Here is a 20,248-nt window from a genome sequence, read left to right on the forward strand (position 1 = left end):
GAGCGATCCTCGACAGAGGCAAATGAAAGGTGTCGACGTTTGCTCGGGTCACGGGGTGCGCCGCACGGCGTTGGCCGCGTAAGTCCGATACTGGCGTTCGACGGTGTAGTCGGGGAGCGCCTCGGCGATGAGGTCGGCCAGTGCATCGCCTTCGTGAAGCCACCCGGCGACGTCGAATCCGCGACGCCACGTGTACTGATCGTCGCTCGGTGCGTCGGCGAAGTTCGCCGTCCACGCGTCGAGCCACGTGCGCAGCCGGACGACGACGGAGTCGGGAAACCCGAAGTTCGCGGGTGTCAGCAGTTCGGTGCTCGCGGGTGGGGACGGGTGCGGAGGGTTGCTCGACCACAGTCCCCACGGCGCACCGTAGTCGGGGCTCAGTGAGACTGCTTTCCTGGCGGTGGTCAGCCGTTCGATGTCCGATCGGTGGTGGACCACTTCGTGGACGATGTGCGCGGCGAGCCATGACAACTCGCGGATCGCAGGAGTGGGGTAGTTGTACCGCAGTGTCCGCGCCCAGTCCTGGGTGCTCAGACGGTTCCAGGTGGCTGCGAGCCGTCGGGCGGCCTCTGAGATCTCGGCCGCAGCCTGGAAGTACGAGAGGTTGGCGTACTCGCCGCGTCGGACGCGATCGTCAGCACCCATCGTTACGACTGCCGGCGACTCTTCCCGTAGCGCGTGCAAGGTGCGCTCTCGAGTGACGATGAGTACGTCACGGAGGTGACCTGCGTATTCGAGCGCCGACCACGAATCGTCCGGAGTGGGTGCCGTCTGGCGTCGATACCGGAGCGTGCGGACGGTGTCGGCGACTTCGCGCACGAGTGTGGACGACGCGTCGTCGTTGTTCAGCGTTCGGTAGTCGTACCCGCAGTCGGAGCAGGTGGGGTCCATGAATCCAACGTACGCCCACCGGTCAGTACTGGATACCCTGCGTATCAACTTGATGCGTATTGCAGGCCATACCGGTTGCTGGCAGTGAACAACGCGACTACTCCGTAGGCAAAAGGAGATCGTCATATCCGGCGGTGCCGCAACTGTCATCAGATTGGGACTTCAGCAGGTTTCGCCCGAGGCGTTACCGACATGGCCGCGATTCCGTCGATGGCATGTTCACAGCATTCGGACTACGACTGGCTCGGCACCGTCAGTGCGGACCGGAACGATGTGGACCGTCGTCCCCGACTCTCGCGCTTCGAGCATCGTTCCATCGCCGAGAATCAGCGCGACGTGCTGAGTGCCGCCGGCACCGTAGAAGATCATATCTCCGCGCTCCATTTCGGACAGTGGCACTTGAGGGCCCGCTGTGTACTGGTAGCCCGAGTACTTCGGCAGATCGATGCCGACGCCGGCGAAGCCGTATTTCATCAGGCCAGAGCAGTCGAAGCCAACCTTCTGGTAGTCGCCGAAGCTGTCGGCGACGCCGCCGTCTCGAACGCCCAGTGTCGGTCCGTTCGCATCACCGCCGCCCCACGCGTAGGGCACACCGAGCTGCGATTTCATGCGATTGACAACTACTTCGACCCCTTGGGGCCCCCGAATGCCGGGTTGGATCGTTCCTGGCGCGCCGTTTGTCCCGCCGAACAAGCTGCCCAGGGAACCGGTGCCTAGCCGTGTGAAGACGTTGTTGTCCCCAGGACCGGCCAGGCTTGTCCCGCCGATGCCGATAGCGTCGAGAAGCGTCGAGTTTGGGACCTCGCGTTGGCCAATCAAGCTCGCGAGCAATGCCTGTCCGGTGTCGGCGGCCAAGGCTGTAGCGGCTTCGGCGGCCTGGGCGAACTGGTCATCTCCCTGGACAGGTCGTGACGGAATCGACTTGATCGCGCGGTCGAGACCATCGGCGACGGGCGCGGGAACGCGGGGCGCTGGGAGAGGTTCAGGCCGCCGGTTAGGCGTGCCGCGAACTTTGGCGACTCGGCGCGATAGCGCGTCGCGTTGACGCAGCAGATCTGCTCTAGTGGCTTGCTGCTTCGACATTGCGGTCTGGGCAGTTTCGTACGCGGACAAGGCTTCCTGGCGACGTTCATTTGCGTCGTTGGCGGCAGCGGTGATCTGCGCACGACTGACGCCGGTTGCCGCGACCCTGTTAGCCTGTTGGTTGCGGGCGACCTGGAGACGCCGGACGGTCCGTTGCTGATCTGCCGTGATCCGATCGAGTGTCGTCATGCGCTCGAGGACCTGCTCGGGTTCGCCCGAGGCGAGGTATTCAGCCATCGATCCGCGATTATTTCCCTGCCGGTAGATCGTCCGGACGAGGTTGTCGAAGTCGCGCTGGGCGAGCTCGACCTGCTTGCCAATCGACGTGAGGGATGCTTTCGCGCCATCGTTTGCGGCTGTTGCGATTTGGAGCGCCGCGACAGCGTTCTGGAAGTCGACAACGGTCTTGTTCACGTGTTGCTGTTTGGTTGCGACCGAAGCTGACATGTCGGTCAGTGCCTCGTCGATGTCCCCAATCTGATTGATCAGCGACGCCAGCGGATTCCGGGGTGCCGGACTTCCGTACGCCGGACTTGAGATTATAGTCATGATTGCCAGCGTGACGGCGATGGCCGAGGTGCTCGTGAACGACGTGAATCGCATCCTTGGTGCACATCCTTAACATTGAGCACTTGCGTCTCACAAATAGTGTTTCGCACGATACATCACACCGGTTGATCTCAGAAACAGGTTCGATCGAAACGTCAGCCGAGGCGAACTGAGGCTCGGGTGACGCCCGGCTGCCCGAGAGTGATGTGCCGTCGGAGCGCACAGAATGAACTTTCCGCAGGTGCGCTGTGGCGGCGGTGTTGTCTGGCCGCGACTGAACCTGAAGTTGCCGGATCGCACCCAGTGGCGAGACGTGACCCATCACGGTCAGCGGGCGTATTATTGGGGGCAACGGGCGAGTGAGGTGTAGCGATGATGACGTCCTACAGTGGCGACCATATGGGCACTTTCGGGCACGGTTGGATGTTGCTCGCAACGATCGCAATCGGGGTGGTGGCCATGGTCGGGATCGCGCTGGCTATCCGTTCGTCGATACGAAGCTCATCAGCCCAGGACCCCGAATCCATTCTGGGGCAGCGTTTAGTGCGGGGGGAAATCTCTGACTTGGAATACACGCGGATGGTTCGCCTGATTCGCGACGATCCTCATGGCCCCCCGAACTGGTGAGACCCGCCCCGTCTCCACAGGTGTCGGCGGCCTGTGATCATGACCATTGATACAGCTAGCAGTGAGCCGGGACCATCGCGGCGGTGCTTGACTTTCCGCCACGACGCCGCGTCCATTCGTTTCGTTAGCATCAGTTCAAGGCTTCCTCAAGATCGTCCATGAAGGGTCGCCACGCAGCCAATTGGAGACCACCCTGGGGTAGGTCTTCCTATTACACGTTCGCGGATCGTGCGCGGACAAGAAAGGCTGATCAGGATGGTTGAGGTTTCGAGGCGGTCGGTGCTCATTGGAGGGGTCGCGGCGCTGGGCGTCGGTGTACTCGGCGCGTGCGGCCCGGACCGCGCTCAGCGCCCGCAGGCGTCATTATTGCCGGGGCCGCCCCTGCAGGCGTCGCCGAAGCCAGGGCAGAAGGTGGTGGAGGCGTCCTTGACGGCCCGACAGACGGCGATCGATCTCGGTGCGGGCATCATCGCGAATACGTGGGCGTACGGTGACGAAGTTCCAGGTCGGCCGATCCGCGCAAATGCGGGCGACTTCTTGCGAGTCGCTGTCGACAATCGACTTCCTGCGCCGACGACCGTTCACTGGCACGGCATCCGGCTTCGCAACGAGGCCGACGGTGTCCCGGACCTCACGCAGCAGGCGATCGAGCCAGGAAACCGGTTCGTGTACGCATTCACGGCCCCGGATGCTGGGACGCACTTCTTCCACCCGCACGTCGGGGCACAGCTCGACCGAGGTCTGTATGCGCCGATCATCATCGATGACGCGGCCGACGCTGGCGACTACGACGCGGAATGGATCGTGGTCCTCGATGACTGGACCGACGGCGTCGGCAGGAGTCCTGACCAGATTCTGGCCGACTTTCAGGCCAAGTCCGGAGCATTGAACTCCGGCATGGGCGGAATGGACCACTCATCAATGCCGGGAATGAACCATGGCTACTCGTCGCTAGGCGACGCCGGGGACGTCAGCTACCGGCACTACCTCATCAACGGTAGGGTTCCGCAGGCACCGACTGAGTTTCGCTGTCGACCGAAGCAGCGAGTACGGGTGAGACTGATCAACGCGGCATCGGACACGGTCTTCAAGGTCGCGCTGGCCGGTCACACGATGACGGTGACCCACAGCGACGGACATCGGGTCAACGACAGGGAGGCGGGCGCTCTATACATTGCGATGGGCGAGCGCTACGACGTGACCATCACAGCCGGAGATGGCGTGTTCCCGCTTGTCGCGGCAGCCGAAGGCAAGAGCGGTCAAGCCTTGGCGCTACTGCGGACGGCTTCCGGACAGGCCCCGTCGAGCACTATCCACCCACGTGAACTTGACGGGCCAGTACTTCTCGGCGCCGACGATCTCGCCGCCGCAGAATCGGCACGATTGCCTGACCGCGATCCTGACGCCACGCTCAAAGTCACTCTGAATGGGCAGATGTCGCCGTATGCCTGGGGGATCAACGGCAAGAAATATGGCCAGGACACGCCGTTGACTGTTCGGCCGGGTCAGCGCCTGCGAATGCAGATCACGAACTCGACGATGATGGTGCATCCGATGCACATCCACGGCCACACCTGGTCACTGCCCGACCGCTCGGGCTTGCGTAAGGACACGGTTCTGATTCGCCCGATGGGCAGTGTCAACGTCGACCTCGACGCCGACAACCCGGGCGCCTGGGCCCTACACTGCCACAACATCTATCACATGGAGACCGGCATGATGACCACGCTCCGATACACGTAGACGTATCAGCCCGGCTGTATCTCGGCCGGTACGTCGCAGGCCGACCTCGCCACCTCGACCACCCCATCTACTAAGCTCCTTAGTAGATGGGGTGGTTTCGCCCCTCCGCGCGTTCTGTGCACACGAGAGGTCTTACCCCATGGTCAAATTCACTAGAGGCGGTACCTCCGCCCTCCTTCTCGCTGCCGTCCTGACAATCGCGGGTTGTTCGCAGGCGTCCCCGAAGTCGTCGGTCGATCCGTCGGTTGCGTCGGCTGCGCCGTCGATAGAGCTCACCCCCGACGACGGCGCGCGCGGAGTCGACCCCCTCGCCCCGGTCACGGCCACTGTTCGCGGCGGCACCCTGGAGAACGTGATGCTCGTCAACGATGACGGGCTGCCCGTAGTCGGCATAATGACACCCGACCGCTCCTCCTGGAAGGTCGGTGAACCACTTGGCTATGGCCGGACGTACACCGTCGTCGCCACTGCTCGCGGCGGCGACGGACAGCTAGCCTCCCGCACGGGGTCGTTCACCACGCTCACCCCCGACAAACAAGTCGGCGTCACCCTACAGACGACCGGCGGCACGCCGCTGTCGACCAGGCGGAACTACGGAGTCGGAATCGTCATCGTTGCTCACTTCGACGAGCCGATCGGCGACCGCGCCGCAGCCGAGCGTCGTCTGTCGGTTCGCACTACGCCCGCAGTGGAGGGCTCCTGGTACTGGCTCGACGACCGGAATGCCCATTGGCGACCGCGCGAGTACTACCGACCCGGAACGAAGGTCACCGTTGAGGCGCGAATCTACGGCGCCGAGCTCGGCGGCGGCCTCTACGGTCAAGAAGATGCCGAGGCGACTTTCACGATCGGTGACTCGCACGTAGCGATCGCCGACGATCGCACCAAGCAGGTCAAGGTGTACGAGAACGGCGACCTCGTCCGTACGATGCCGACTTCGATGGGGATGGGTGGCACTGAGGTCGTCGGGGGCACCGAGATCAGCTTCTGGACTCAGCGTGGCGTCTACACAGTGCTGGAAAAGGCGAATCCGGTCGTCATGGACTCGTCTACCTACGGTCTACCGGTCAACTCCAGGCTCGGCTACAAGCAGACGATCGCCTACGCCACGAAGATAAGCACCGACGGCGTCTATCTGCATCAACTGGACGAGACTGTCTGGGCGCAAGGCAACACGAATCTGTCGCACGGCTGCCTCAACCTCAACGGTGCCAACGCCCGCTGGTTCTACCAGTTCTCGATCCCGGGGGACGTTGTCGAAGTCCGCAACACCGGCGGGACGCCACTGGAGGTCTGGCAGAACGGCGACTGGGGGGTGCCCTGGGATCAATGGCGCGCGGGCAGTGCGTTGGCCTGATCGGAACTCCCGCGAGACGATCACGAACAGATCTCACTCCCGCAACAATCTACTAAGTTGCTTAGTAGGTCGCTCCCGCGCCGCAGGCGGTGTTGAACACCTTGTCAAGACCGGTCTCTCGACGGCCCTGAACTGCAGATTATCTGCCCAAGGTTGCGCAACTCACCCAACTCCCATCCTACTGAATGTCCGTTTTGGTGCTGGTGGTGCTGGTGTGGCTCGGGTGTCATAGTGGCGTTCATGAATGAAGACCATCTCGGGCTCACCTCTGCTGGGGCGCCACTGGCAACGCCCATGCATCACGTGCGGTATTGGGTGAGGACCGCACTTGTCTGCCTCGGGCTGGCCGGGGCCGTTGCGGTGGGGTCGCTGAGTCCAGCGTCGGCCACCGCTGAGGCCGCAAATGGTGTTGATGGTCATGTCGTCGGCGAGCTCGCGAACATTGTCCAAGACAGCGTCCGCGCCGTAGCTGGACCTGACGGATTGGAAACGCTGCTGGCTCCGATGGCCGCGGTGACCTCGTGTCTGACCGTGTCTGCTGATGCCGGTCCCGCCGCGGGCGATCAGGTTGGGGCTCTGGGGTGCTTCGCGGCTGCTGGTGCGGCCTTTGGTGGGCAAGTGCCGTTGGTCCTGGACGCGTTCCCCGTCGGACGACTGCTGGCGACTCTCGCTGCCGCCGTCGCGCCGCACGACCCGTCGATCGTTCATGGGGGGTCCACCGACCGGGCCACCCCGGACGGGATTCTCCCCGCCCCTGGGCAGCGTGCGGTCGCCCCTACCCCCGGGGGGTTTCTGACCTCTACGTTCGGTGACGGTCGCGGTCATCAGGGTATCGATATTGGCAACAGACTGGGAGCGCCGATCCTCGCGGTAGAGGACGGCGAGGTCATCAACTCAGGGCCTGCTGAGGGGTTCGGCCTGTGGATTCGCATCCGTCACGCTGATGGCACTGTTACGACATACGGTCACAACGACCAGAACTCAGTCAACATTGGCGACCGTGTCCGCGTGAGTCAGCAGATCGGCACAGTCGGCAGCCGCGGGGTATCGAGCGGGCCGCACGTGCACTTCGAGGTTGCCGACCCGGCAGGAACGGCGATCGACCCTCTGCCGTGGCTGCAGGCCCGCGGCGTCACGATCTCCACCGAAGCGTCGCAGCCGCCACCTGCGGCTCCTTCGGACGCGCCAATCCTTGCGCGAGAGCAGGTGCGCGACCGACGACCGTGACCTACTATGTTGCTTAGTAGATGAGGGGTGGTTGGCAGTGACACAGACGATGGTCAGTCGTCGACTCGGCGTGATGGTCGGCATTCTCGCCGCAGGCCTCAGTGGCGCAATGATATTGCTCTATGCCGAGACCGTCGACTCGCGAGGGCGCCCGCACCCGCATCGACTCGACTGGCCGCCGACCGGGCATTGGGTGTGGGCGGCACTGGCGGCAGCGGTCGTGGCGCTCGCTGCGCGTGCGCTGCTGCGGCGATTGATTGCCGACCGCGACGGTTCGCGGTGATCAGACGACCGCCACCGCTGGCCTGCGGAAGCGGGTCGTACACGTGGTCCGCGACGGAGATGTTAACCGATGCGAGAAGGGGTTGCGATGCTGCGTGAGTGGTCACTGGTCCGCTGGGTGGTGGCGGCAGTCATGGCCGTCGTCATCGCGTTGGCCATCGGCATTCCGTCCGGCCTGATCCATACACCGTGGTATTCACGAATGACGCCGACCGTGTGGTGGAACTACCCGACTTGGCTGGCTACTGCTGTATTGGGCGGCCTGATCTCGGCCACCTACATTCAAGCCCGCACGGTACCGCGAGTGGAGAAGAAGCTCTGGGCCACCGTCGGCTCGGCGTTGGCTGTCGGATGTCCGGTGTGTAACAAGGTTGTGGTCGCGGTTGTCGGCGTGGGTGGAGCATTGACTGTTTGGGCTCCGCTGCAACCAATCCTCGCATTTGTTTCCGTGGCATTGTTGGGTTGGGCGCTACAGCGACGGCTGCAGGGCGAGCGGCTGTGCGCGGTCGCGGTCTGATTGGGATGCTCCCGTGCTCAGTACGGTGGTGTGAAGGAAAGGGTGTGCGATGCACGGTCTGGGCGAGCTGGAGGCGCGCATTATGGAGGTCTTCTGGCGCGATGACACGGACAAGTGCGTCCGCGACGTGCTCGAAGGGCTGGACGTGGAGCGCGAACCTGCATATACGACCGTGATGACGGTGACGGACAACCTGTACCAGAAGGGCTGGCTGGGACGCGATCGCCGCGGCAGAGCCTTTTGGTATCACCCGCTCAAGTCGCGCGAGCAGACCGTCAGCGATGCATTGCGCGCGGTGTTGGCTGACGCCGGAGACCCGTCTGACGCGCTGCTGCATTTCGTGCGGCACGCCTCCGACGAGGAAAGCGCAGCAATCGCTCAGGGCCTGCGGGAACGGGACTGACGCGGTGGTCACGGCGGCCCTGTTGGGCGTGAGTGCGCTAGCTGCGGCTCTGGCTGGCGACCGGGTCCTCGACGCCCTGATCGCGCGTAATCGCGTCACAGCCAGGACCCTGCTGCGGGTGTGGGCGGCGTTGACCGCTAGCGTGTTCGTCGCCGCTGCGAGCTCGGGAGCCATCGTCGCCATTCCCGGCCACGCGAGCGTCGTAGGTGGGGTGCTGCAAACCTGCCTGAACGGGCTCGACAGTGCGGCCAGTCGCACCCTTGAGTTGTTCGCCGGGCCAGGCGTGTTCGCCCTCGTCCTAGCCGTGTCCGGGTGGCGGGCTGCGACGTTCTGGCGGACGGCCCGTCGCCGGGACCTCGAGATCGGGGCGCACCACGCACTGCTGGCGCGGTTACTGAACCCGACGGGTGCACGGTCGCCGCTGTGGCTGCCGACGAGCACACCTCTGGCCTACAGCACGCCCGGACGGACCCAGGGCCTGATCGTGGCCAGCGAAGGGCTGCGGCAGCGACTAGACCCGGCGGCGTTGTCGGCAGTGATGGCGCACGAGCAGGCGCACGTCCATGGTCACCACCATTTGTTCGTCCGCGTTGCCGACTGTCTCTCGTATTCTGTGCCGTGGCTACCACTGACTCGGCAGGCCAGTCCCATCGTGCGCGCCCTGGTCGAGTTCGACGCCGACGCACACGCCGCGCACGAGCACGGCGACGACGCCGTCGTTCGCGCGATCACCAACGTTCACCCGACTGCGCCGGCGGGCGCTCTGGGGATCGCTCGTGATTGCGTCGAACTGCGATTGCATCGACTGGGCAGTTCCGCCGCTCACGGCACGCGCCCGTCGCGAAGTTCGTCCTACGCTGGTCCAACCGCGGCCGCGATGCTCCCAATGGTGCTGTTCTTCGCGGGTCTCGCTACCCTTTTTCTGGCCGCCTGCCCGGCCTGACCTCGCCGGGAGTCCCTGCCCGTGCTCGCCCGGCCTATCCTCATCGATCGTGATCGAGAGTCCGCACGCCGACGGACGCCGTCAGGCAGGGATCGGACGCTGCTTGATGCCCGGTCACACGGGAAGGACGACATCGCTGATCAGCGCCACCCGAACCCAATCCACGAACACGCTCCACAAGCCCGTCACCAACATCACGCCGACACCGACCAGCAGCACGCCCCCGACGATCTGGATGATGCGGGCGTGGCGGCGGAGGAAGCCGAGGCTGCGGACAGCCCATGCCGATGAGAACGCCAGGACCACGAACGGGACACCGAGGCCGAAGCAGTACGCGATAACCATCAGGGCACCGCGGAACGGCGTGTCGCCGTTCGTGCTGATCGCTAGCCCAATGACGGCACCGAGAGTGGCGCTACTGCACGGGATCCACCCGATGGCGAACACGGCCCCCAGCAGCGGAGCGCCGACTATACCCGTATGGCGGTGAGGCGTCATACGGTGTTCGCGCCGGAAGAACGGAACCACGCCGACGAACACCAAGCCCATCACAATGGTCACGACCCCGCCGACGCGTTGCATCACTGCCAGGCGGTCCTGATCAAGGAAGACCGACGTCGCACCGAACAGTGCCACCGTGGCCAGGACGTAGACGAGCGTGAAGCCGAGGACGAACAACCCTGCTGCAGCAACCACCCGCCAGCGGCCGGACTTAGGGCCCTCGCCGACCTGGACGGCGGGAGCTTCGGCACCAACCAGCCCTGCCAGATACGACAAGTAGCCCGGCACCAGAGGCACCACGCACGGAGAGGCGAAAGAAATGATCCCGACCAGCGCCGCGACACCCAAGCCCAGCAGCAGAGGGCCACTGGTGACCGTGGCCGCGAACGTCGAACCCAGATCCGCCAGGGATAGCTGATTCACTTCGGCGCCGCCTTCTCCTCGGCCAACGTCATATAGGCGGCACGCAATTCGAGCACGGCGATCGCCCGAAGGAACAGCGTCGCTGGTCGGTGCCGCCGGTCTAGTACCAGAGCGATCGGGACGACGCCCACGGGGACTCCGAGGGCTGCGTGGATGGCACCGCCGTGGTCGACGATCGACCGATCGGGGGCCCAAGGGGCGGTGGTGACATCTTGTGAGGTCAAGCGCGAATCACGACACTGGATCCCTATGCACTGCGGCCGCAGCACGCGTCGGCGTCGGCGACGCGTGCAACCGAGTGCCCTTTCGGTGTTGTCGCGCCTGTTTTGGAATACGTGTCCGGGTCGCACGCAACCACCTCCATCTACTAAGGATTGTAGTACTATCTACTTTAGTAATTGGAGAGAGTGGTGCACGCCACCGCGGTTACTGACCACGAAGTTGGCCATGGGGTCGTCCAATTCAGTTGCAGCGGCAATCCACGTTCTTGCGGTTCAGCACATTTGACCGTGCTTAGCGCCAACCGGTGGGCCGTATCGGTCACCTGGGGACCAGTCCACATGGACATCCCCGACTGGGGCACCCCCAACCCGACCGCGATCACCATCACCTCCCTCGCCGCACTGCTGATCTTCTGGCGGTTCTGGTCCCACGCTACGCACCGTCTGACTCGTCATCGTCATCGTCACACTGGTGCACTCGTGATCCCCAGCGCCACCAGTGAGCTCGACGAACGAAAACACATTGGCCCCGAACTCGCCTCCTACCGGTTAGCGGATTCGCCGGCCCGCGTAGCGCGCCCATGTTTCGCCGGAACGTTCGGCGTGAAGGAACGCGACCTGGTGGCTGTAGCCGAGAGCGTCGGCGACGATCGGGGGAGGACACTCGAGGACGAGGTCGTCGAGTGCGCTGTTGCGGGCACCGAGGTTACTCATGCCGATCAGGCGCAGGCGGTGCATGATCGTGTCCGGATGAAGGTGATCTCCGGCGTGCGTGCCGGGGAACAGCCATGGGTTGCCGTGTCCGCTGGTGCGTAGGTTCGTGCGATGGGAGAGCAGGTCACGGACAAGTTGAGCGAATGGTTCCGGCACATCGACAGGGTGTTTGCCGAACGTGATCACCATCGGATTGCCGTCGACGATCGATGATGTCTGCAGTCGGACAATGCTTTTCAGTGGCTGCGCGTAGAGCAGAATGAGGACGCCTGCGACCCTGTAGGGGAGCGTTTCACTCTCGCCGGTGAGTAGTTCCCTGATCCAGGCGATCCTCTGCTCTTGCGTCAGCGATGGCGACGTCTTCGGAGCCCGGTGGCCGAGCTGCACGGCGGCGTTGAGCCTGTCTCGTTTGCACACGACCAGGAACGTTCGGATGGTGTGTCGCGTCGTTGGTCCTGTTGCGATCCATTGGTCGACGTCGCGCTGCGTGCAGGTCTCGATTGTGCGCCCGTAGGTGGTCCACAGCCAGCTCAGGAACTTGACGGTTTCGGTGATCTCTTGTTTGGCCGATCGCACGGACGGTTGGGTATCGCCGCCGGTGTCGGCGATCGCGCGAATCCGCCGCAGATGGTGCCATGTCGCGAAGTGGCGAGCGGGCCTGGCGACCTCAGCAGGTAGATCGATGAGCTTGTCGTGGATCCACTGTTCGAAACGTGGCAGCCACCGATCTCGAGGTGGTAGGAGGCCGTGGTGCTCCATGACATTCCGCAGATGCTCAGCCGCTCGACTGGGCTTGGTGTCCAAACCCTCGTGCGTGGCGGCAATCGTGCCGGTCCCTAGCCCGCGCAGCAGCTCCTGGACTTTCGGTGACCGTTTCCAGATCAGCGTCGACTCGGGCCGCTTGGCGGCGCAGAGGGCGTCGACCAGGCCAACGAGAACCGGGTCCGACGGCGGCCCACCCATGATCTCGTGCAGGTCGTCACGTACCGCGCAGCGAGCGCAGATCGTCCCACGGTGGTGACCGGACTCCTCGCCACAGCGGCTACACCGAAAGTCGTCGACGATACCCGCACACGGTCCGCACACTGGTGTGCCGTCGGGGAGAGGCGGGCCCGGAAGGAGCCGTTCGGCGCCGCATACTGGGCACGTCCCGTGAGTGTGGATTGCGGTGAACCAGCAGGTGAAGCAGATTCTGCCTTCAGGCCAGTGCGCCTGCGTCCGCGTGGTCGACCTACCGCAACGATCGCACATCCACGCTCCATACGTCTGTCGTGGCCGGCCGCGTACCGGCCGATAGGGGACTAGGCCGTCAGGTTCCATCCTGTACTCACCTCACTGTCCGTGGCTGCTACTCGTCGAGAATGTTGGCCCGCCGCGGACGCACCGCGCGGTCCAACCGCACAACGTTCGGGCCGGCATTGGCGGCTCGGTGGTGCTCGCGAGCATTGACTGCGGTGACTGTGAGAAGGGCGTCTGGGCCGCACCCGAAGATGTCGCACAATGCCGACATCAACTGCAACGACACCCGCTCAGGTCGCTGGTTGACCAGCCGATAGACCTGGGGGCGGGACAACGTGATGTCGCGTTCGGCGAGCAAGGGGATCAAGTCCGTGGTCGTGTTCATTCCGCGCGCAGCCATCAATTCCGCCAGCCGCCACGTGTAATCGACCTTGCGTTTCATTCGGGAGTGCCCTTCGTCGTGCTGTCCAATGCCTGTCTCACCGTCCGGTCCAACACCGACCTCAACGTCGACCGCCGAAACTCGTCCGAGGTGAACTGATAGATCCCCGTCGTCGAGGCGTACTCGTGTCCCATCTGGTCCTGCACAAACCGGGGATCCCATCCATCCTCGAGTAGATGTGTGGCGTACGACCGCCGAAACGAATGCAGATCCACTCCGTCCGGGATACCGAGATCAACGCAGTAACGGCGTACACGACGAAGGAGCGTCGACCCCACCACCAGACCGCCTCGTTCGCTGCAGAACAGGTCAAGGCTGTCGGGATCGCCTCGCCCGTTTGCGATCCAATCCTCGATGATCGGCGGTGTCCACCGCCACACAGTCAACACCGACCGGGGTTTCGGCGGTGATCCGCGGAACGCCTTGCCGTAGCGGACCTTGCACACCCCGAACTTCCCGAACTCGCGAGCATGAGGATTGCGGGCGAAGTCCACCAGTTGTAGGTGAGTAAGCTCGTTGAACCGCAAACCGTAGGCATACGCGACCTTCATCATCGTGGCGTCCCGATAGGCCGCCTGCCAGCCCTTCTTGCTAGTCGCACCGACCCGAGCGACCTCGTCGTCCGCGTACTCGAACAAGGCCTGAAGCTCGTCCTTGGTGTACGGGCGTTTGCTCGCCCGGCCGTCGTACTCCTGGACGTGGCTCGCGGTGTTCCAAGCAGAAAAGACCTGCGCCGGGTACGCGTCGAACAGATGCTCGCAGACGCGGTCCCACCCGTAGTCGGGGTTGCAGATGTATGAACAGAATGCCCGCAGTGAACTGTGGTAACCACGCAACGTCGAGTGCGTCACGTGACGAACCGACCGAAGGTCCGCAGAGAACTCCTCAACCATCACCGGCGTCCAGTTCCACGGCTCCTCGTTCGAGTGCTCAATGAACCTCTGCACACAGCGCACACGCCGATCGATCGTGGAGAACTGCAGATTCCTGGACAACTGCTGGTTCCGCCATCCGTCGAGCATCAGCTCGACGACACGTTCTTCGGGCCGCAGAAGCGGCACAGATTCGACCAGATGCACTCGGCCGACCTCATCGATCTGCATTGGAACCTCCACAGAATTGGTTTCATCTGATGATTCAATGATGCATCCGATGAGACGGTACGTCAATACCCGCAGGTCAATCGAGTGCCGCAATCCATCAAGCCAGCGGTCGGCGTGACTGCAGCTAGCCTCGGCTGTCGGCGCTCGGCATGGCTGAACAGGCACGTAAGCGCAGGTCGCGACACTCTAAGATGAAACACGATCCACCTGGCGTGGGGGATCCGAGATGATTCATCTGATGCAATACGCAAGATTCAAGTTGACATAATGTATCTTATCGGCGCAGTTATCTATCGAGTTCGCAAACAGGTGAATACTCGAGATCATTGGTAAAACGCCAGAACCAGCGGGAACGCGGATTGTTCGCCTCCCGCGGCATGACGCAGCTGCACGGTTCCGTCCGATCTACGTGCAGACATGACAAGATAATTCATCTGATGCATGGAAAGGTCGCGGGATGAGGTGCGATGCACCGTGAGTTCGCCGGGTCTCCCGTCTGACATCACCTGGCGCGAGCGCGCAATATGTCACTGTGACGATTCTGCACGTCTGAGTGGATTCAGTTCTTCTGCAGCATGTATGGACCACTGCCTCCTTACTGGTTGCTCGATACAGCGTGGCCCCGAATCGTTGTCGGCGCCGGCGCGGGTCTGCCCCACTGATATTTGCCGAAACTCTATTCATTGGATGAATAGAGGCGTATGGTGCTGGATTATGAGTGGTGAACACCCACTGCCTGGTAGCGCCCCGTTACGACTCGTCTCGTCTGGCGCCGAGTTGCTTCGTCCCGAAGAGCAGATCTGGACAGAGATGCTCGAGGGTTGGAAATCGGCGCTGATGGCACGCACGTTGGGTGCATCCACGATCTATGGCTACCTGCGAGTCCTTCAGGATTTTCAGGCAGTCTCTGGCGACTACCCGTGGCGATGGATGCCGCAGGACGTCGACGAGTACGTCACCACGCTGAACGCACGCAATGGCGGGACGGCCGCCAAGTCAACCATTCGCGCCTATCTGATGGTGGTCAGGGGCTTCTGTAGCTTTCTCTGCGAGCCGGTCTACCGGTGGCCAGACCTGTGCGCCCAGGTCTTCGGCGAATACCCGTCGCAGATCTGCTTCGCCTACAATCTTCCGGTCCATGTCTCTGACAACGAGGCGGAGCCAGAACGGAGAGCGTTCTCCCGCAATGAAGTTCAGACCCTGTTCGACTACTTCGACGACGAAGTTGAGCGTCTCTACGCGAAGAACAACAAGGCCTGGCTGACCACGCTGCGCGATTCCTGCATCGCAAAGGTTGCTTACGGCTACGGCCTTCGTCGTCAAGAACTCCTACGACTGCAGATCCATGACTTCGGACCGAATCCACATGTGCCGCAATATAAGGCCTTTGGTGCTGTCTACGTCCGGTACGGCAAAGGGTCGCGTGGCTCCGCACACAAGCGACGTACTGTCTTGACGGTTCCCCTGATGGACTGGGGTCCGGATGTGTTTGAGGCGTGGGTGGGCGCAGAAGGATGCCGACAACTCATGGGACATGCGGCGGACTCGCCCTGGCTGTGGCCGTCAGAACGCGGTGACCAGTTGACCTTGAACTCGTACGCCACTCGATTCACAGGCCATCGTCGACGTGCCGGTTTGCCAGATGGTCTGTCGCTTCACGGGTTTCGCCGGTCGTACGTCACGCACTTGATCGAGGACGGCTACGATCCGCTGTTCGTGCAACAACAGGTGGGCCACGAGCATTCATCCACCACGGCGCTCTACACCCAGGTGAGTTCGGACTACCGACAGAAGACCCTGCAGCGCATGATCCGCGAGCGACTCGCATCCGCGGCTGTCCCCTACGGCGAAAGCAACCAGGCATGAACGTTCAGAAGCGCGTCGATTTCCATTGGAACCTGCGAAAACTCATGGCCGACCGCAATCTGTGGAAGTCGACCGAACTGGTCACCCTCCTTCGGAGCCGCGGTATCACTCTCTCTCAACCTCAGGCGTACCGATTGATGACGGGCAAACCGGAACGCATCAACAGCCGGGTCTTCGCCGCGCTGTGTGACATCCTCGACTGCTCCCCCGCCGAATTGTTCGAGCCCGTCGTGGTGATGCAAGGTAGGGCAACCGGAACCGCACCCGACATTCTGCCGGCAGGAGAAGCCCGACCGAAGAAGGCTCCCGGGGTTCGTCGCGTTCGCGTGGTCGATTCCGACGACGGCCCACGAGATACCTAGGCCCGCGGTGATGATAGATGATGGCACGCCGGAAGCCCGCACCCGAACCTGACCGGTACGAGCCGTGCGAACGATGCGGTGAGGCCTATCTCACCGCCGCGTGGTGGCAGGACACCCCAATCTGCTGCTATTGCTACAACCAAGCCAAACGCGTTGTCGGGCAATGTGTTGAATGCGCACACTCAGGAATTGTCCCGGGACGCACACCGACCGGCCAATACCTGTGCCGCACCTGTAGCGGCATCCAACTCAACGTCGATTGCGTCGAATGCGGAGCCGAGGCCGAGCTCTACCGTCGCGGTCATTGCTGGCGCTGCGAGCTCGCCCATCAAGTCGACGAACTCCTCACCAACCCGCACACCGGTGTCGTCAATCCGCAACTGGCCGGCCTCGCAGCTGCGCTTAAACAGATGCCTCGCGCCAACAGCGGGGTCACGTGGCTGCGAAACCCAACTGTTCGCGCCGTGCTCCAACAGATCGCCGCCGCCGACACTGTGGACCAGCGACTGCTGGCAGCGCTACCGGTGAACCGTTCGTCCGTGCACATTCGCGCCCTCCTCGATGAGCACGGCATCGATGGCGCCCGAGTGGATTTCCGGACCAGGTTCACCGCGTGGGCCGACAGCAAGCTCGCGACGCTCACCAACCCTGACAATCAGCTCGTGATCCGCAGCTACATTCGGTGGCATGTGTCAAGACGATTCGACGACAAGTGCACCAACGGAACGTTTCTCGCCGCCAAGCAGGGAGTGACCGTTGCAATCGACTTCCTCAACTTCCTCGACATGCTGCAGATATCGGTCACCGACGTCGATCAAAGTCAGGTCGATACGTTCGTCGCGTCCGGCACCGAAACCAACCGGCTATTGAGCCGATTTCTCCCGTGGGTAGTCGCCACGTATCGATTGCCCCCGCTGACGATCGCGCCTCACCAACGCGGCACGACACGAGCCCTGACCGAAACCATGCAAGTCGAACAACTCACACGGCTCTTTGCCAACGACGCGCTGACTCCGCGCGATCGCCTGGCCGCTGCGCTGATCGTGGTGTTCGGGCAGCCCACTCACAAAGTCGCCGCATTGCGATGGGATCAGATCAACCGCGAGGAGACCTGCACCATCACCCTCGGAAAGCACCCAATCGTATTGGAGTCGCCATTGGATCGGCTCGTCGCCGAGGTCGCCGAGGCGACAACCAACCGGCAGACCGCCGCGCATAGCGAATCGGTGTGGGTCTTCCCCGGTTATCAGCCTGGGAACCATCTCAACGAAAGTCACCTGAGGCGCCGCCTCAAGGCACTCGGATTTCCCTCGCTCACAACGCGTCTCGGTACCTGGCAAACCATCACCCAGACCTCACCGCCTCCTGTCCTTGCAGACGCACTCGGCATCCACACACAGACGGCGATCAATCATGCACTCCGCGGATCGAGTCAGTTTGGCGCATACGTTGCAGCACGAAACGGCCAACGCGAGCAATGACTGTCGGTCGATCAGGCGCTGCGCAACTGCAGGATGGCGATTTCAGGCGGCGCACCCACTCGGACGGGCGGTCCCCAGGCGCCGGCCCCATAGGTGGTGAACACGGTGGTGTCCTTGTAGAAGTCGAGTCCGGTGACTGCGGTGTCGGCGGCAGCAGCGGCGGCGTAACGCAGCGGCCACATCTGCCCGCCGTGCGTGTGTCCGGATACCTGGAGATCGACGTCGTGGGCTGCTGCCTCCCGGACGTGGTTGGGTTGATGCGCCAGTAGCAGGGTGAATCGATCGTCGGGTCGACCGGCGACCGCGGCGTCAAGGTCGGGTTCGTACGGGGCGGAATTGCTGAGGTCATGCACTCCAGCGACATCGATGGTGGCTGCCCCGCGTCGGATCTCCACGCTTGAGTTGTTGATGGTGGTGATACCCAGCGAACGCCACTCGTCCATCCAGGCGCCGACGTCGTCGGAGATCTGTTCGTGGTTGCCTGAGACACCGAAGACACCCAACGGCGCTCGCAGATCAGCGAGTGGCTGCAGGTCTGATCCGACATGCTCGATGGTTTCGTCTGACAGGTCACCGACGATCGCGATGAGGTCGGGGCGCTCGGCGTTGACCATGTCGACGATCGTGCGTGTGAACGCCTCCCCGCGGGCGGGTCCCAGGTGCAAATCGCTGACGACGGCCACGCGTAGACCGTCGAACTCGGCGGGCAGCCGTTTCAACGTCACCGACTCCTGATTGACCCGCACCGACGCGGCCTCACCCACGCCGTAGAGCGTGGTGCCCACCGCCACAATCACCTTTACGTTGGAGTACGTCCGGGGCGGTCGCCTCGGACGTTCGTCCGCGGTTCGGGGCGTGGCTCGACAATCACCTGTTGTCGCTGGTGGCTTGGCGTGGAAGGTCACCCCGGACCGTGACGGGTCGTTTCGGCCGCTGATTGAGATGTGTTCGCGAACTTGTCGCTGTGTAAAGGTGTGCCGGCGAAACCACCCTGACGAGCCAACCGCACACGGAAGGACAGTATGGACGAAAAGATCTGGGTAGGAATTGATGTCGGTCGGCATGCGCATCACGCCGCCGCGGTCGATGAGGCGGGAACGGTGCTGTGGTCTCGGCGGCTTCCCAACGATCAACCGGCGATCGAAGCGCTCATGGACCGGGTCGCCGACATGAAATTCGTGGTGTGGGCGATCGACATGACCGCACCGGAATCGGCGCTGCTGAGGGGTGTGCTGGCTGCGCGGCGCCAGCAGATCCGCTACGTGCCCGGCCGGGTCGTGCACAGCATGACCGGTGCGTTCGCGGGTGAGGGCAAGACCGATGCCCGCGATGCGGTCGTGATCGCCCAGACAGCCCGCCTACGTGGCGATCTCGCCACCGTCTCGGCGCCCGACGACGTCGCGATCGAACTCGACCTGCTGACCGGACATCGCAACGACCTCGTCGCTGAACGTACGCGAGGCATCAACCGCCTGCGCGGCCTGCTGACCCGCATCTTCCCTGCACTAGAACGGTGTTTCGACTACTCGACACTGACCGGTCTAACGTTCCTCACCCGCTTCGCCACGCCATCTGCGATCGCTGCGGTCTCTGACGACGAGATCTACGACCACCTGCGCAGTCACGGCGTCCGCCGACCCACGATCCCGAAGATGATCGACAAAGCCCGTGCCGCGGCGGCCGCGCAGACCGTCACCCTGCCTGGCGAGGCGACCACAGCCCTACTGGTGCAACACGCGGCTACCTCGTTGGTCATGCTGACCCGTCAGATCGCCGACCTGGATAAGCAGATCACCGAGGTGTTCCGCCGCCACCGTCACGCACGGATTCTCGAATCCGTGCCAGGCATCGGCACCCGAAGCGGCGCTGAGCTCGTCGCGATCACCGGCGGCGACCTCACTTCGTTCGGCTCGCCCGCCAGACTCGCCGCCTACGCCGGTCTTGCTCCGGTACCGCACGACTCCGGTAACCGCCGGGGAGCCTTGCGTAGACCCCAGCGTTACCACAGAGGACTTCGCAAGGTGTTCTACATGGCCGCACTCAACAGCTCGCAACGCGACGGCCCGTCCCGCGAGTTCTACCAGCGCAAACGACGCGAGAAGCGTTCCCACGTCCACGCTCTCATCGCTCTCGCTAGACGTCTGGTTGACGTGGTCTGGGCACTGATCCGCGACGGTAGGGTGTGGTTGCCGCGGCCGACCGTCGAGCGGGTGTCAGTCGATGAGGTGGGCGCGATGGCTGGATGACTGGCGGGGCCGGTCAGATCTCGGCACG

General features: G+C 63.2%; 20 protein-coding genes. 12 read left to right on the forward strand and 8 right to left on the reverse strand.

The window, feature by feature from the left end; all coding sequences use genetic code 11:
* Window positions 1–48: 48 nt before the first annotated feature.
* Both WFK36_RS08100 and WFK36_RS08105 read right to left on the reverse strand, forming a co-directional pair.
* Window positions 49–891 (reverse strand): DinB family protein, encoded by an 843-nt coding sequence (locus WFK36_RS08100; protein WP_336791261.1) that lies wholly within the window; start codon window positions 889–891, stop codon window positions 49–51.
* Between the two features lie 219 nt (window positions 892–1,110).
* Entirely contained in the window at window positions 1,111–2,577 is a 1,467-nt protein-coding gene (locus WFK36_RS08105) for an NlpC/P60 family protein (protein ID WP_336791262.1), read from the reverse strand.
* Window positions 2,578–2,895: 318 nt separating this feature from the next.
* Between WFK36_RS08105 and WFK36_RS08110 the strand changes: the two genes are divergently transcribed.
* The 8 genes from WFK36_RS08110 to WFK36_RS08145 all read left to right on the forward strand — a co-directional run bounded on the left by WFK36_RS08110 (window position 2,896) and on the right by WFK36_RS08145 (window position 9,622).
* A complete protein-coding gene (locus WFK36_RS08110) occupies window positions 2,896–3,150 on the forward strand; it encodes an SHOCT domain-containing protein (RefSeq protein ID WP_336791263.1) in 255 nt (84 codons plus the stop codon).
* A 255-nt stretch (window positions 3,151–3,405) separates the two neighbouring features.
* Window positions 3,406–4,893 carry a multicopper oxidase family protein gene (locus tag WFK36_RS08115; protein ID WP_336791264.1) on the forward strand — a complete coding sequence of 496 codons (1,488 nt, stop codon included), beginning with the start codon at window positions 3,406–3,408 and terminating at the stop codon, window positions 4,891–4,893.
* 139 nt (window positions 4,894–5,032) lie between these two features.
* The gene (locus WFK36_RS08120) at window positions 5,033–6,250 is read left to right on the forward strand and encodes a L,D-transpeptidase (RefSeq protein WP_336791265.1); all 1,218 of its coding nucleotides are present in this window, start codon (window positions 5,033–5,035) and stop codon (window positions 6,248–6,250) included.
* A gap of 294 nt (window positions 6,251–6,544) precedes the next feature.
* Window positions 6,545–7,477 (forward strand): M23 family metallopeptidase, encoded by a 933-nt coding sequence (locus tag WFK36_RS08125; protein ID WP_419717485.1) that lies wholly within the window; start codon window positions 6,545–6,547, stop codon window positions 7,475–7,477.
* Between the two features lie 37 nt (window positions 7,478–7,514).
* Window positions 7,515–7,760, forward strand: coding sequence for a hypothetical protein (locus tag WFK36_RS08130; RefSeq protein ID WP_336791266.1), 246 nt, complete (start codon window positions 7,515–7,517; stop codon window positions 7,758–7,760).
* Between the two features lie 87 nt (window positions 7,761–7,847).
* Window positions 7,848–8,276 (forward strand): hypothetical protein, encoded by a 429-nt coding sequence (locus WFK36_RS08135; RefSeq protein ID WP_336791267.1) that lies wholly within the window; start codon window positions 7,848–7,850, stop codon window positions 8,274–8,276.
* Between the two features lie 49 nt (window positions 8,277–8,325).
* The gene (locus WFK36_RS08140; protein ID WP_336791268.1) at window positions 8,326–8,679 is read left to right on the forward strand and encodes a BlaI/MecI/CopY family transcriptional regulator; all 354 of its coding nucleotides are present in this window, start codon (window positions 8,326–8,328) and stop codon (window positions 8,677–8,679) included.
* Window positions 8,680–8,707: 28 nt separating this feature from the next.
* Window positions 8,708–9,622, forward strand: coding sequence for a M56 family metallopeptidase (locus tag WFK36_RS08145; RefSeq protein ID WP_336791269.1), 915 nt, complete (start codon window positions 8,708–8,710; stop codon window positions 9,620–9,622).
* A gap of 114 nt (window positions 9,623–9,736) precedes the next feature.
* On the opposite strand, the gene WFK36_RS08150 is transcribed toward WFK36_RS08145, so the two are convergent.
* From WFK36_RS08150 to WFK36_RS08170, 5 genes are all read right to left on the reverse strand, one after another.
* Window positions 9,737–10,546: a cytochrome c biogenesis CcdA family protein gene (locus WFK36_RS08150; protein ID WP_336791270.1), complete on the reverse strand. Its 810-nt coding sequence runs from the start codon at window positions 10,544–10,546 to the stop codon at window positions 9,737–9,739.
* Window positions 10,543–10,770, reverse strand: a complete 228-nt coding sequence (locus tag WFK36_RS08155; RefSeq protein ID WP_336791271.1) for a hypothetical protein — start codon at window positions 10,768–10,770, stop codon at window positions 10,543–10,545. Before WFK36_RS08155 ends, WFK36_RS08150 begins: the two co-directional genes overlap by 4 nt.
* Window positions 10,771–11,316: 546 nt before the next feature.
* The gene (locus tag WFK36_RS08160) at window positions 11,317–12,444 is read right to left on the reverse strand and encodes a hypothetical protein (RefSeq protein ID WP_336791272.1); all 1,128 of its coding nucleotides are present in this window, start codon (window positions 12,442–12,444) and stop codon (window positions 11,317–11,319) included.
* Between the two features lie 385 nt (window positions 12,445–12,829).
* The gene (locus WFK36_RS08165; RefSeq protein ID WP_336791273.1) at window positions 12,830–13,162 is read right to left on the reverse strand and encodes a helix-turn-helix domain-containing protein; all 333 of its coding nucleotides are present in this window, start codon (window positions 13,160–13,162) and stop codon (window positions 12,830–12,832) included.
* Window positions 13,159–14,265, reverse strand: a complete 1,107-nt coding sequence (locus tag WFK36_RS08170; protein WP_336791274.1) for a tyrosine-type recombinase/integrase — start codon at window positions 14,263–14,265, stop codon at window positions 13,159–13,161. The genes WFK36_RS08165 and WFK36_RS08170 overlap by 4 nt, the downstream gene beginning before the upstream one ends.
* 714 nt (window positions 14,266–14,979) lie before the next feature.
* On the opposite strand from WFK36_RS08170, the gene WFK36_RS08175 reads away from it, so the two are divergent.
* From WFK36_RS08175 to WFK36_RS08185, 3 genes are read left to right on the forward strand one after another with little or no spacing between them, the layout of a single operon-like run.
* A complete protein-coding gene (locus WFK36_RS08175; RefSeq protein ID WP_062392914.1) occupies window positions 14,980–16,131 on the forward strand; it encodes a tyrosine-type recombinase/integrase in 1,152 nt (383 codons plus the stop codon).
* On the forward strand, window positions 16,128–16,493 hold the full coding sequence (locus WFK36_RS08180; protein ID WP_062392913.1) for a helix-turn-helix domain-containing protein: 366 nt from the start codon (window positions 16,128–16,130) through the stop codon (window positions 16,491–16,493). Before WFK36_RS08175 ends, WFK36_RS08180 begins: the two co-directional genes overlap by 4 nt.
* Window positions 16,494–16,510: 17 nt before the next feature.
* Entirely contained in the window at window positions 16,511–17,974 is a 1,464-nt protein-coding gene (locus tag WFK36_RS08185; RefSeq protein ID WP_226995584.1) for a site-specific integrase, read from the forward strand.
* A gap of 11 nt (window positions 17,975–17,985) precedes the next feature.
* On the opposite strand, the gene WFK36_RS08190 is transcribed toward WFK36_RS08185, so the two are convergent.
* Window positions 17,986–18,759 (reverse strand): metallophosphoesterase, encoded by a 774-nt coding sequence (locus WFK36_RS08190; RefSeq protein ID WP_066172638.1) that lies wholly within the window; start codon window positions 18,757–18,759, stop codon window positions 17,986–17,988.
* A 237-nt stretch (window positions 18,760–18,996) separates the two neighbouring features.
* Between WFK36_RS08190 and WFK36_RS08195 the strand changes: the two genes are divergently transcribed.
* Entirely contained in the window at window positions 18,997–20,220 is a 1,224-nt protein-coding gene (locus WFK36_RS08195) for an IS110 family RNA-guided transposase (RefSeq protein ID WP_006896189.1), read from the forward strand.
* Window positions 20,221–20,248: the final 28 nt, after the last annotated feature.

The sequence above is a fragment of the Gordonia malaquae genome (genome assembly GCF_037148075.1).
GTDB classification, from domain to species: Bacteria; Actinomycetota; Actinomycetes; order Mycobacteriales; family Mycobacteriaceae; genus Gordonia; species Gordonia malaquae.